The following is a 13,888-nucleotide window of genomic DNA, read 5'->3' as shown; positions in this document are numbered from 1 at the left end:
TTGTTCAAAGGAGAGATAATATATGTTAGAAGTATTTGAAAATAAAATTGTTCCCGTTCTATTTAAAATTGGTCAAAATAAGCGCTTGATTGCCATTCGTAATGGGCTTTCAATAACGATTCCTTTTACCATTATTGGAAGCTTTTTCTTAATTATCGGCAATCTTCCAATACAAGCATGGATGGAGTTTATTTCTCCATATGCAGAGATATTAAATGCACCTGTAAATGTAACATTTGGAATGCTAGGATTGATATCAGCTATTGGAATTGGTTACTATATGGGAGAACAACTAGGTGTGGAGCCGATTTCTAATGCAGTGATTACCTTGGTAGCATTTTTGTTAGCAACTCTTTCAAAAGAAAATACTTTAGATATTGATTCTTTGGGAGCTGTAGGAATGTTCACGGCTATTATTGTTTCTTTGTTTACTGTTGAAGTTTATCGTTTCTTTGTTCGTAATAATATAACCATAAAAATGCCTGAAGGCGTCCCACCTGCTGTTGCTCAATCTTTTATTAGTTTGATTCCTGCTTTTGTAATCATCACTGTTATCTGGATTGCTCGAGTGATCATAGGGATAGATCTAAATGCGATTATTCAAACTGTTTTTCAACCATTAGTATTTGGCTTAGATAGTGTACCGGGCTTGATTATTTATTCACTTCTAGTCTGTCTCTTGTGGTCAGCTGGTATTCACGGTGATCATGCTTTGGCTGGAATCGCTACACCAATTTTTTTAAGCAATCTAGCTGCAAATACAGCTGCTTTTCAAGCAGGTACTCCTTTGCCTCATGTTGTGGTTGATGGTTTTTGGATTGTATTTATGTGTCTTGGAGGTACTGGTTCAACTATTGGTCTTGTTTTAAATATGATGAGATCAAAAACAAAAACGTATAAATCACTAGGTCGTTTATCATTACCCTCAGCTATTTTTGCTATAAATGAACCGGTAATCTTTGGATTCCCAATAGTAATGAATCCTATTATAATGATTCCTTTTATCTTAACACCTATGATTTTAGGAACTATTGCCTATATATTAACAAAATTAGGAATTATTGGAGCAATCGTCTTTTTAGTTCCCTGGACGACGCCACCAGTTATTGGAGCTTATTTAGCTACAAATGGAAATATACCTGCAGCTATTTTTTCAGTTCTGTCTATTGTAGCCTCTTATTTCATCTATATGCCATTTTTCAAGGTGGCAGAGAAAAAACAATTATTATTGGAAGAAGGAGAATCTGAAGAAGAAGCAATAGCTGAAGTAAGTAATATTTAGATGTATTTGATAATGTGTTCTAGGAATTTTAATTGATAAAAAATAACTCCTTCTCTTTAAAGAGGATGTCTGACAACATTCTTGAACGAGAAAGAGTTGTTTTTATTAAAAACGTTATCATAATAGGCAAAAGCATAAAATTAATTTAAATAATGGATACTTTAATTGTCTAAATAATGTGAGGAATAAAAAAGGAGAGAGTGAATGAATCAGTTATTAAAAGGAACAGAATGGGAGATTTGGGAAGAAAAGGTTGAGCCAGATTTAATTGCTCATAATGAAACTCTTTTTTCTTTAGGGAATGGGCACATTGGTACGCGCGGCAGTATAGAAGAAGGTTATTTAAATAAAAAATTTACTATGAATGAAGGAAGCTACGTGAATGGCTTTTTTGAATCTGCACCGATTGTTTATGGAGAAACGGCCTTTGGGTATGCTAAAAATACACAAACGATTTGTCAAGTTCCTAATGGAAAAGAAATGAGCTTTTCGATTGAAGGAGAATGGTTCCATTTAGAGGCAGGCACTATACTAAATCATAAACGCGTTTTAAATATGAAAGAAGGAATCCTTAAGCGTTTCTTTACTTGGAAAACCTCGAATGGAAAAATAGTCGATGTGGTGATTGAGCGATTCATTTCTTATGATATACCTGAAATACTAGCTGTTTCTTATACACTAACACCAGTAAATTTCAATGGAGAAATTATTTTTAAAAGTTGTTTGGATGGTGATGTAACCGTCTCTCCCATTGTTGGAGACTTAATAGATGATCCTCGAGTAGTTAAACGTGAAAAGCGCGACTTCCATACTCACTTAACGTATGAAGAAAACCAGGCATTTTTAGTAGCTGCTACTGAAGTCAGCAACCTGCGATTGGCAACAGGGCAGATCGTTAGCATCACTTCATCTAATGAAACCCTGCACTGCACAGCGACCGATAACCGCATTATAAATGAATTTACCCTTAATGTTACAGAGGGAAAGACTGAATCCATTGAAGTGTTTACCGGCTATAGTACTTTTTATTCAGCAGTTGAACAAGACAGTACAGTGATTAAAAGATTAGGAAAAACAATGCAAGAAGTTGAAAAACTAGGTTATGAGAAATTTAAAGAACAACAGGCAAAAACGATGCAAGCCTTTTGGGAACAAAGCGACATTCAAATCAAAGGCGATAAAGTACTGCAAAAAGGATTGCGGTTCAATTTATTCCATTTGAACCAATCTGCTGGCCGAGATGGACTCACCAACATTCCGGCTAAAGGATTGACTGGCGATGGATATGAAGGACATTATTTTTGGGATACAGAGATGTACATGCTGCCCTTTTTTGTTTATACCCAACCAGATATTGCAAAGTCTTTGCTGATGTACCGCTATTCTATTTTAGAAAACGCGCGAAAGCGTGCGCGTGAAATAGGCGTGAAACAAGGAGTGTTGTTTCCCTGGCGGACCATCAATGGAGAAGAATGCAGTGCCTATTATCCAGCAGGCACAGCACAGTTTCATATTAATGCAGATATTGCTTATGGAGTAAAATTGTATTTAGAAGCTGTAAATGACCTAGACTTTAGATACCATGAAGGATTAGAAATACTAGTGGAAACAGCTCGTTTTTGGATAGAATTTGGAGATTATATTCCCGAAAACGGGAATGCTTTTTGCATTAATGGAGTAACAGGTCCAGATGAATATACAGCTATTGTTAACAATAATTATTACACTAATCTGATGGTTAAAACGAATTTAGAGTTTGCTGCCAAATTGGCTAAAGAAGTGTTAAGCGAATCAAAAGAAGAGACAATAGAGATAGTCAAAAAATTAACTATTAGTAATAGTGAAATTCAACTTTGGAAAGCAGCTGCTGAAAAAATGAAATTACCATTTGATCAAGAAAAAAATTTAACGAAACAAGACGATACCTTTTTTGAGAAAACAGTGTGGGATTTTGAACAGACACCTAAAGAAAATTACCCTTTATTATTACATTATCATCCACTCATTATTTATCGTTACCAAGTCAATAAGCAAGCAGATGTGGTTTTAGCTCAATTGTTGCACTCTAGACAAGTATCTAAAGATCAAAAAACCCGGGATTACCATTATTATGAAGCCATTACAACTCACGATTCTTCTTTGTCAAAGTCTGTTTTTGGAATGATGGCCAGTGAAATCGGAGAGAAAGAAAAAGCTTATAGTTATTTTATGGATACAGCATTGATGGATCTTTCTGACCAACAAGGAAATACAAAAGATGGGATCCATGCTGCTAATATGGGCGGAACGTGGATGAGTATGGTGTATGGCTTTGCAGGCATGGCGGTACACGAAGATAAATTAACGTTTTCGCCTAGGCTGCCAAAAGAATGGCAGGAGTTGAGTTTCAAAATTCATTTCAAAGATCGATGGTTAAACATTACGTTGACTGAAAATACAACAGTTTATAAACTGATTTCAGGAGACAGCTTGTTCTTTAAACACGAAAATAAGGAATATTTTCTTAAAGATGTTTTGCTCTTTTCCGATTCAGAAAAGGGCAATCAGTAGCTTACTGGAGTTGAGGTAATTAGAAAAACAGAATAATGTAGTTTAAATAGTTTGAAATAAGAGGGTGGGACAAAGTTCCAACCTCTTTTGCATATCCGAATATTTATTCTAGAACGTGTTCCAAAAAGCAGACCCAACGTCCACTTTGTCATGGCTGTTGTAGCTTTAACTATGTACAGACATGATACACTTATTCGTTCTAGTTGCTCAAGCCTTGCAACTTTAGCTGCTTAGGGATACGGTATGCGAGGTAGAATATTCGAGTCTAAACGCTTTTATACGAAAACTCAAGTAAAAAAAATGAGGATGTTGTATTAATGAAAGTAGAGTAGCGTGTTGAATGTTTTTTACTGCTGAAAGAGAGTAAACTATTTTCAATGGAACAAGCATAAGCAATTAAACGTTGCTGATGCTTGTTTGCATTTGTTCTGATAAAAAGGATCGTTAAGAGTTGTGAAATAAGATCTATACATTAGTTGTTGGAGTTGAGAATTAATATTTCATTTTTCGTAACAAACGGTTGAAATTTTATTCCGGTTAAGTTATACTCGTTTTGAAAGGGGATACATAATAAAAATAAAATAGTTTTTGGGGTAAGTTATTCGTAGTTCTATTATTTTCTATAAGAAAAAGTTGAGTTAAAGTGAACGCAACAAGTAATAAGCGAACTCAAGGACGACCATAAAAATAAAAGGGAGGTATTGTACGTTTTGTAAACGGTTTCGTTTTGGCTTGATAGATTGATATTAAAAGCAAGTTTATAAATAAGTTGCCCTAAAATTAATAAAAAAAGCATGTATCCTTTTTAGTTAGACTGTTAATAACAGAATAGTAAAATGCATCAGATAAGAAACCAATAAGAGGAGGAAATAAAATGAACGTATTAATGGTTTGTTCAGGTGGTATGTCGAGTACAATTGTCGTTAAAGCAATAAAAAAAGAAGCAGATAAACAAGGGGAAGATTTGGAAATTAGAGCTGTAGGCACAGGTGAGATAGAAGAAGAATTAAGCAACGGACAATATGATTTATTGCTTGTTGCTCCACAAGTAAAGCACCGCTATGATGCTTTTAAAACTTATGCAGATGCAGCTGGTGTGCCAATCGAAAAAATAGAACCAATGGGCTACACTCCTATCGGTGCTCCTAAAACATTAGAGACCATTAAAAAATATATGTAAGGCTTTTTATAGTAAATAAATTAGTTGGTATACATTTAAACAATGGTTAACGAATGGTGCACTTATAAGGAGGAAAATAAAATGACGAATTTTTTGAACTGGCTGGAAACAAAGTTTATGCCGCCCTTGGCTAAACTTTCTGAGCAAAAGCATTTAAAAGCAATTCGCGATGGAGTTATTTCTACGTTATCTCTTATTATTATTGGGTGTTTCTTCCTAGTTATTGGGAACCCGCCGATAGAATCTTGGGCAGAAGCGATCGCACCTTATGCAGCTCAGATTGCTATACCTTTTCGAATTACGACAGGATTAATGTCTTTATATGCTGCATATGGAATGGGCTATAGTTTATCAAAGTCTTATAAACTAGATGGCGTTACAGGGGGAGTTTTATCTTTAGCCACCTTTTTAATGTTAACGGTTCCAGTTAACGTTGATGCTTCTTTACCTGAAGGGGATGCTATTGGCTGGGTTCTTCCAATGGGAAATCTTGGTGGATCAGGAATGTTTTCTGCTATCTTGGCAATGATTTTTGCGGTTGAAGTATTACGTTTCTTCAAAAGTAGAAATTTAATGATCAAGATGCCAGAACAAGTACCAGAGTCTGTTGCAAGAAGTTTCGAAGCTCTAATTCCAGGGACTTTTGTAATTGTTTTTGTTTGGATCATTCGAGTATTGCTTGGTTTTGACATTAACCAAATTTTAATCAATATCTTTTCACCATTAAATAACATTTTAGGTAATAATTTATTAGGTGTCTTATTGCCGGTTGTTTTGATCACGTTATTATGGGCCGCAGGTGTTCATGGAGTAAGTGTAATTGGTTCAATTGTCAGACCCATGTGGCTGGTGATGCTGGAAGCAAATGGACAAGCTCTAGTTAGTGGTACTCCGGGAAATGAATTGCCTTACATTGCTCCAGAACAATTTTACCAATGGCTAGTGTGGGTTGGCGGATCTGGTGCAACATTATCCTTATGTATTTTACTCTTATTTACAAAATCTGCTTATCTAAAACAAGTAGGACGTTTTTCAATTATCCCGTCTATTTTTAATATCAACGAACCGTTGATTTTTGGGGCACCAATCGTGATGAACCCAATTCTAGCTATTCCTTTTGTTGTAGCTCCATCAGTAACAACTACTATTAGTTATTTTGCAGTAAAATCAGGCATCATCAATGGATTTTCAGTTAATGCGCCATGGACATTACCAGCACCGATTGGAGCATTTTTATCTGCTGGAAATGACTGGAAAGCAGCAGCATTGGTTTTAATAAATATAACGATTGCAGCTTTAATTTATTATCCATTCGTTAAAGTATATGACAAGAAAATGATAGAAGAAGAAAATACTGAGATGTCGGAGAAAGCTGATCTGCAAACAGAGACAGTTGCAGGATAGGTACAGAAGTGAAAGGGCTGATTAGTGTTGACTAAACAGTCCTTTCTTATCAGATGAAGGTGAAGGAGGACATAAAGTTGAAAATTGGAATCATTCTGTTTTTGATCGCATTTATAATAGCAGGTGTTAAATTAGTTGGTTTTTTACAAAAAAAAGGAGTGTTTATCAATCGATGGGTTTTCGGGTTTTCAGCGTTTTTAATCGTTTTAATACCGGTCATACTGTTTGAAAATCTGCCAACAGGAGTTATGAACGGGTTGTATATTTTATCAGGCTTATTCGCAATCATGTTTTTTGAAACTGGACGAATTATGATGGAAAAGAACCAAGTAAAAGGTGTTATTCGTGCCAGCCACTTTCCCAAAAAGAATAAAAAATAAATGGACGTAGGAGCTTTTTAGGTTATTAACGAATATAAGGAGGCAACTCTATTGGATTACCGGCTCATACAAGACGATGAAAAAGATAAAGTTGTGCACATTCGAAATTATTGCTTTCGGCATGCTTACAGTGGTAAGAAGCTAGAAGACTTTCTACATTGGTTCCAAGTGAGTAAAGCTATCGGAGCATTTGACGGCACTAAATTAGCTGGACAGTTAATGGTGCTTCCATTAGAAATGACCATTCATGGAAAACAATTTCATATGGGAGGCATAAGTTTTGTAGCTACTTATCCAGAGTACCGAAACTCAGGTATTATGAAACAATTGGTTATGCGCTCCTTAGAAGAAATGAAGCAGCAGGAACAAATTGTCTCTATTTTGGGGCCTTTTTCAGTTTCGTTCTACCGTCATTTTGGCTGGGATCTTTTTTTTGACAAACTGAAATATAATATATCTGCTGAACAATTAAATACCCATAAAAAAGCTGTAGGCAGCATAAGCCGGTTTAGCTATACAGAAGGACGCGAACAATTAAAATTAGTAAAAGAAATTTATCACATTTATGCACTCAAAACAAATGGCATGATGATTCGCACAGACGACTGGTGGAGCCGATTAGAACTACGAGAACCAGAAGCCTTCTTTGTTATCAGTAAAGATGAATTGGGAAAACCACAAGGGTTTATGCGGTACGCCATAAAAGATCGAACATTTGAAGTGTTGGATAGCATCACGCTAAACTTAGCAGCAGAGCGAGTATTGTGGAACTTTATTGAAGTTCATCGATCCAGCTTAGACGAAGTCATTGGCGAAGCGGCTGCTTTTCAATCTTTTGGAAGCCAATGGAGTGAACCTCAATTCAAAAAAGAAGTCATCCAAGATATTATGATTCGTATCGTAGATGTAGAAAAATTTCTAACCGTTTATCCTTTTAAGAATCGAACGAAGACCTTGTACTTGAACGTTACTGATACCTACGCTCCTTGGAATCAAGGAATATATGTAATTGATTCAAATGGTGTAAAAAAATTGAAAGAGAATAGTTTATCAGTAGAGTGCTTAGAAATGGATATCTCCAGTCTATCATCATACTTAGCCGGTTACCATGAACTGGACTGGTACCGCGGACAAGAAAAGGCAAAGGGCAGTGAACGAGTTTTAAAAGACTGGAATCAAGCGATACCAAAAGAACAGCCGCAATTCTATGGGCATTTTTAAAACTAATGAAATGAGGAATTCATATAATGAGAAGATTAGGTATTTCTGTTTATCCAAATCATAGTTCAGTATCAGAAATCAAAGATTACATTGATTTAGCAGCGCACTACAATTTTAAACGAGTATTTACTTGTCTATTGTCTGTAGAAGGAGACAAAGAAGCGGTTGTACAAGATTTTACAGATGTGATTACTCATGCAAAAGAAAAAGGAATGGAAGTTATAGCTGATGTGAGTCCGAAAGTTTTTGGTGAACTGGGTGTTAGTTACAAAGATTTAACGTTCTTTAAAGAAATTGGAGCAGACGGTATTCGTTTGGATATGGGATTCACAGGGAATGAAGAATCCATTATGACGTTTAACCCACAAGGATTAAATATTGAATTAAATATCAGCAGCGGAACAAAATATTTAGACAATATTTTAAGCTATCAAGCGAACTCAGATAAGTTGATCGGTTGCCATAATTTTTATCCGCATCGCTATACGGGATTAAATTATGATCATTTTATTGAAACGAGTAAACAGTATAAGGAAAGAGGATTAGTCACTGCTGCTTTTGTAAACTCTCCTTCTGCGCATATTGGACCATGGCCGGTAGATGAAGGGTTGTGTACGCTTGAAATGCACCGAGAATGGCCCATTGACGTACAAGCTAAACACTTGTGGGCGACAGAAGTTATCGATGATGTGATCATTGCGAACGCTTTTGCCAGTGAAGCTGAATTAAAAGCTTTAAGTGAAATCAATCCGTATCAATTAACGTTGACATGTGAATTAGAAGATTCTATACCTCAGCTTGAAGAAAAAATTGTGTTGGAAGAGTTTCATTTTAATCGCGGGGATGTATCGGACTATGTCATTCGCTCTACTCAAAGTCGTGTTAAATACAAAGGACACGAATTTACTCCATTCCACACACCAGATATGAAAAGAGGAGACATTATTATTGAGACTTCTTTATATGCTCATTATGCTGGAGAACTGCAAGTTGCATTACTGCCGATGAAAAATTCAGGCAAATCAAACGTAGTTGGACGTATAGTGGAAGAGGAACGATTTTTATTGGATTATATTAAACCTTGGCAGAAATTTCAATTTCAATTGAAAAGTAAGAGAGGAGAATAAAAAATGGAAGAACTAGAAACCATTATTTTTGAAATTATCGGACATGGTGGAAATGCTCGAGCATTAGCTTATGAAGCTTTAGAAAAGGCTCGTGCAGGAGATTATGAGGAAAGCGATCACTTGATGGCAGAATGTAAAAAAGAAATGAACCTGGCTCATAATACGCAAACAAAATTGGTACAGGATGAAATTAGAGGAGAAGATATAAAAATCAGTTTACTCTTGATTCATGCACAAGATCAATTGATGACTTCCATGGCAGAACAAACATTGATCATGCAAATGATTGAGATGCAAAAAGAACTAAATACTTTTAAAAAAGTGAGACAGTAAAATGGCTTATGCAGTAGGAATCATGTCGGGAACGTCTTTAGATGGGATAGATGCGGCTTTAGTTGATATCCAAGGGACCAGCAGCAATACAAAGGTGAAATTAATTGAATTCATCACTTGTCCCTTAGGAGAAACGATTGTCAAAAAAATCAAAGAAGTTTTATCGATTGAAAACTCTTCAGTGGATAAAATTTGCAGTTTAAATGTTGAATTGGGTTATGTATTTAGTGAAGCTGTTAAAGCAGTATGTACTAAGGCTGGTCTTTCTTTGGAACAATTGGATTTCGTTGCTTCACATGGACAGACGATTTATCATTTGCCGGTTCCTGGAGATCATCAAATTGCCTCAACACTGCAAATTGGAGAATCAGCGGTGATTGCTGAAGAAACCCAATCAACTGTCGTATCTGATTTTAGAACACGCGATATGGCTGTACAGGGACAAGGGGCACCGATTGTTCCTTATTCTGAGTTCGTTTTATACCGCGATGAAGTTAGAACACGTTTGTTGCAGAATATCGGAGGAATTGGAAATATAACGATCATTCCGGCCGGAGCTGGGATGGAAGAAGTTGTGGCATTTGATACTGGACCAGGCAATATGGTGATTGATGAATTGTGCCAAATTTTTTATCAAAAAGCATATGATAAAGATGGATGTTATGCCTCCTCGGGAACGGTGAACGAACCTTTATTAAGCGAAATGATGTCTCATCCATATATTAGAAAGAGCTCCCCTAAAACAACGGGGAGAGAGGAATTTGGTGTAGACTATACGTCTTCTTTAGTAGGGAAATGGAAAGAAAAGGTTGAACCAAACGATTTCATTGCTACTGCTACTCGATTTACAGCACTCACTATTGCTGAAAGCAGCAAACCTTTTATCAATAAAGAAGCAGATTTAATTATCGCTGGTGGGGGAAGTTATAACAATACGTTAGTGCAGATGATCAAAGAAGCTCTACCAGAAGCTAATGTGCTGATTCAAGAAGAAATGGGTTTTTCTTCTGAAGCAAAAGAAGCTATCGCGATGACAATACTGGCCAACCAAACGCTGCATCATTTGCCAAGCAATGTTCCGAGCGCTACAGGAGCAACAAAAGCTGTGATGCTCGGGAAAATAACGTATTATCAATAGATTGATTTCTTTTAGAAATTCCTGTATCTTTTGACTATACGAGGTGAAACAGCATGACCGGAAACAATATACTAGGTAGGATCAGGAGTGTTCTTGGTGAACTGCCAAATTCAGAAAAAAAAATTGGAGAATATATTTTAATTCATCCAGAAGAAGTTATTAAGATGACAACTTCACAGTTAGGTATAGCGGCAGAATCGAATTCAACAGCTGTTATCCGATTATGTAATCGAATTGGAGTCAATGGATTTACGAAATTAAAAGTAAACTTATCAGCTGAAATCGTTTCTGTAGACGAATCAGGATATGCAGAAATACAAGCTGAAGAGAAAATAAGTGATATCAAAACTAAATTACTGGGAAATGCCTTTAAGTCAATGGAAGAAACAATTTCATTGATGAATGAATTTGATATTGAACGCGTGGTTGAATTGATTGATATGGCTTCTATTGTTTATGTATATGGTATAGGAACTTCTCGGTTGGTTGCTGAAAATATGGTTCAAAAATGGAGTAAAATAGGGAAAGTATTTATCTGTCCAGCTGATGATCATCAGTTAGTTTCTATGTTGGAAGCTGCTCCTAAAAATGCACTTTTTTTTAGTATCTCCAATTCTGGTGAAACACGAGAAATTATTGAGCTTATTAAGATGGCAAAAAAGCATTATATAAAAACTGTTGGACTAACTCAGTTTGGTCAGAATATGTTGTCTAATAGAGCAGATTACACCTTACAAACGGTAAAAATTCTTGATGCAGATAGTAACTTTGTTTCTAGTTCTTTGCATGCTCAATTTATTGCTGTAGATGTACTTTTTTATGCTTATGCAACTAAAGATTATACGAATGTCATTGAAAAAATGAAACAGTCTCGTGAGGAAATGAATCAATATAAAAGAAAATCATAAGATTAATAATTTTATAGAATTAGTTAATGAATACCTGAAGAGCAATCCTTAGGTATTCTTTTTTAGCTTAAATTGTTTATTTTTTTATTCTATACAATTTAGGTTATGATGTATAAGCTAGAAATAACTATATAGAACTATGGAGGATGCAAGTTTAATGGTAGGATTTATGGTAATGTTATTGATTATATATGGTATGGTATTTGGAATGGTGATTTTAAAAAATTATATAGATTTCAACAATTCTAATTACCAACGTGCAAGTAATCATACTTTTTGGGAAACATTTTTTAATAAAGGCAATATGGGAGAGTACAACATATACCGCAAGCTTGAAAAAATAAAAGGAACAAAATTATTATTGACGAATCTTTATATTCCTAAAGAAGATGGGAGTACAACAGAAATCGATTTGTTAATGATTACGAAACTTGGTTTTTTCGTTATAGAATCAAAAAATTATAGTGGATGGATATTTGGAAATGAAAAAAATCGTAATTGGACACAAACCTTTTCAAATAAAAAAAAGTTCAAGTTTTTTAACCCTATCTGGCAAAATAAAGGACATATCAAAGCTTTACAAGAAATATTAGGTATTGCTGATGATTTATTGATACACTCATTAATTGTATTTAGCAATAATTGTGAATTAAAAAAAATTACGGTTACGAGTTCTAATGTTCATGTGATTAAGCAAAATCAAATAAAACGCACTTTAAGAAGAGAATTGACTAATGTTATGCCTAAGTTAACCTCAGAGGATATAAAAATATATTTTCAAGTACTTAAACCCTTCATGCATGCTGATGAGAAAATAAAGCAATTACATATAAAAACAATACAAGAAAAACTGAGCCAGTCTAACAACTGAGCTTTCTACTCGTCTAGTTTTCAAAGTCATAATATGCTTTATTAAAAGAGAGAACTTTTAGAAATAAGTTAAAATAAGGCTGCCTATTTCAATTTTAGGACAGCCTTTTTGTTTACATAAAAATTTATTGTTATCTAGCGTTTGTAACCGTTTCTCATTTTGAGAAACGGTTTTTTTGATAGTAAAAACTTTACAAATGAGACAGTCTTTTACAAACGTTTAACAAGAAGTTGATTTAAAATCCACATGAACTTGGTAAGCTTTGGGTGTTGAAAGGAACACAGCCTCTAAAGCAAAGCGACGAACTCTTTTTAACACCATGCGAAAGCATCAAACAGTAAACACTACTAAGGAGGAATAAAACGTGAATCATTTAAAAAAAGGATTAGTGTCAACTTTATTAGCAGGAGCATTGCTGGCCGGTTGTGGAGCAGAAAGTGAAGCAACTGAAACGGCAGCCGTTGATTTAAATACGTTAACGACTGAAGAAATCGAGACAAAAGCCAAAGAAGAAGGAAAACTCCAATCTGTTGGAATGCCGGATACATGGGCGAATTGGGGCGAAACATGGACTGCAATCGAAGAAAGCTATGGCATCACTCAAGCCGATACGGATATGAGCTCTGCAGAAGAAATTGCCTTATTTGAAGCTGAAAAAGATAATCCAACCAAAGATATCGGAGATGTCGGACAATCGTTTGGCCCGATTGCGGAAGATAAGGGAGTGACAACTCCTTACAAAACATCTTATTGGGATGAAATTCCAGAATGGGCGAAAGACGATGACGGCGACTGGGTAGTTGGGTATACCGGAACGATTTCTTTTATCACTAACACAAATGCTGTAGCAGAAGCACCAACCTCATTTGCGGATATTTTAGAAGGTGACTACAAAGTGAGTATAGGCGATGTAAATGCAGCTACTCAGGCTCAAAATGCTGTCTTAGCAGCAGCAATTGCGAATGGCGGAGATGAAACCAACCTTGAACCAGGAATCGCCTTTTTCGCAGAACTAGCGAGTCAAGGCCGATTAGACATGGGCGATACTGATTTAGCTCGTTTAGAGGCTGGCGAAATTGAAGTGGGCATTTATTGGGACTTTAATGCTTTGAATTACGCCGACTCTATTGAAGCTGGCAACCCGGATGCAGCCTTTGCTGTCACGATTCCTCAAGATGGTACCGTTCAAAGCGGCTATGCAACTATTATCAATGCCTATGCGCCAAATCCTCATGCAGCAGCATTAGCGAGAGAATATATTTTATCGGACGAAGGGCAAATCAACTTAGCAAAAGGTTATGCACGTCCGATTCGTGAATCGGTCGAACTGCCGGCAGATGTGCAAGAAAAATTGATCGCTGCTGATCAATACGAAGCGGCCCAACCAATTGAAGACACAGCGGCTTGGGATAAAGCAGCAGCTGGATTAGGCCAAACATGGCAAGAAGAAGTTTTAACAAAAATCAACTAATCAATCGGTTTGGGGGTGTAAAG

The 13,888-nt window shown here is 35.9% G+C and carries 12 protein-coding genes; all 12 read left to right on the top strand.

The window, feature by feature from the left end:
• The first annotated feature begins 22 nt into the window (after positions 1 to 22).
• Positions 23 to 1,282 carry a PTS sugar transporter subunit IIC gene (locus JHE06_RS07740; protein ID WP_201088406.1) on the top strand — a complete coding sequence of 420 codons (1,260 nt, stop codon included), beginning with the start codon at positions 23 to 25 and terminating at the stop codon, positions 1,280 to 1,282.
• 204 nt (positions 1,283 to 1,486) lie between these two features.
• Positions 1,487 to 3,832, top strand: coding sequence for a glycoside hydrolase family 65 protein (locus tag JHE06_RS07735; RefSeq protein WP_201088405.1), 2,346 nt, complete (start codon positions 1,487 to 1,489; stop codon positions 3,830 to 3,832).
• Positions 3,833 to 4,706: 874 nt separating this feature from the next.
• Entirely contained in the window at positions 4,707 to 5,012 is a 306-nt protein-coding gene (locus JHE06_RS07730) for a PTS sugar transporter subunit IIB (protein WP_201088404.1), read from the top strand.
• Positions 5,013 to 5,093: 81 nt separating this feature from the next.
• Entirely contained in the window at positions 5,094 to 6,416 is a 1,323-nt protein-coding gene (locus tag JHE06_RS07725) for a PTS sugar transporter subunit IIC (protein ID WP_201088403.1), read from the top strand.
• A gap of 77 nt (positions 6,417 to 6,493) precedes the next feature.
• Positions 6,494 to 6,796 (top strand): hypothetical protein, encoded by a 303-nt coding sequence (locus JHE06_RS07720; protein ID WP_201088402.1) that lies wholly within the window; start codon positions 6,494 to 6,496, stop codon positions 6,794 to 6,796.
• 51 nt (positions 6,797 to 6,847) lie between these two features.
• Positions 6,848 to 8,017: a GNAT family N-acetyltransferase gene (locus tag JHE06_RS07715; RefSeq protein ID WP_201088401.1), complete on the top strand. Its 1,170-nt coding sequence runs from the start codon at positions 6,848 to 6,850 to the stop codon at positions 8,015 to 8,017.
• Positions 8,018 to 8,043: 26 nt separating this feature from the next.
• Positions 8,044 to 9,144 carry a DUF871 domain-containing protein gene (locus tag JHE06_RS07710; RefSeq protein ID WP_201088400.1) on the top strand — a complete coding sequence of 367 codons (1,101 nt, stop codon included), beginning with the start codon at positions 8,044 to 8,046 and terminating at the stop codon, positions 9,142 to 9,144.
• 3 nt (positions 9,145 to 9,147) lie between these two features.
• Positions 9,148 to 9,477, top strand: coding sequence for a PTS lactose/cellobiose transporter subunit IIA (locus JHE06_RS07705; RefSeq protein ID WP_201088399.1), 330 nt, complete (start codon positions 9,148 to 9,150; stop codon positions 9,475 to 9,477).
• 1 nt (position 9,478) lies between these two features.
• Positions 9,479 to 10,615, top strand: a complete 1,137-nt coding sequence (anmK, locus tag JHE06_RS07700) for an anhydro-N-acetylmuramic acid kinase AnmK (protein ID WP_201088398.1) — start codon at positions 9,479 to 9,481, stop codon at positions 10,613 to 10,615.
• 53 nt (positions 10,616 to 10,668) lie between these two features.
• Positions 10,669 to 11,523, top strand: a complete 855-nt coding sequence (locus JHE06_RS07695; protein ID WP_201088397.1) for a MurR/RpiR family transcriptional regulator — start codon at positions 10,669 to 10,671, stop codon at positions 11,521 to 11,523.
• Positions 11,524 to 11,680: 157 nt separating this feature from the next.
• Entirely contained in the window at positions 11,681 to 12,394 is a 714-nt protein-coding gene (locus JHE06_RS07690) for a nuclease-related domain-containing protein (protein ID WP_231726767.1), read from the top strand.
• Between the two features lie 364 nt (positions 12,395 to 12,758).
• A complete protein-coding gene (locus tag JHE06_RS07685; protein WP_201088396.1) occupies positions 12,759 to 13,865 on the top strand; it encodes an ABC transporter substrate-binding protein in 1,107 nt (368 codons plus the stop codon).
• Positions 13,866 to 13,888: the final 23 nt, after the last annotated feature.

This window comes from Carnobacterium sp. CS13 (genome assembly GCF_016653495.1).
In the GTDB taxonomy this organism is placed as follows: domain Bacteria; phylum Bacillota; class Bacilli; order Lactobacillales; family Carnobacteriaceae; genus Carnobacterium_A; species Carnobacterium_A antarcticum.
The sequence above is the reverse complement of the archived record's forward strand: the minus strand, read 5'-3'. Positions and strand labels throughout refer to the sequence as shown.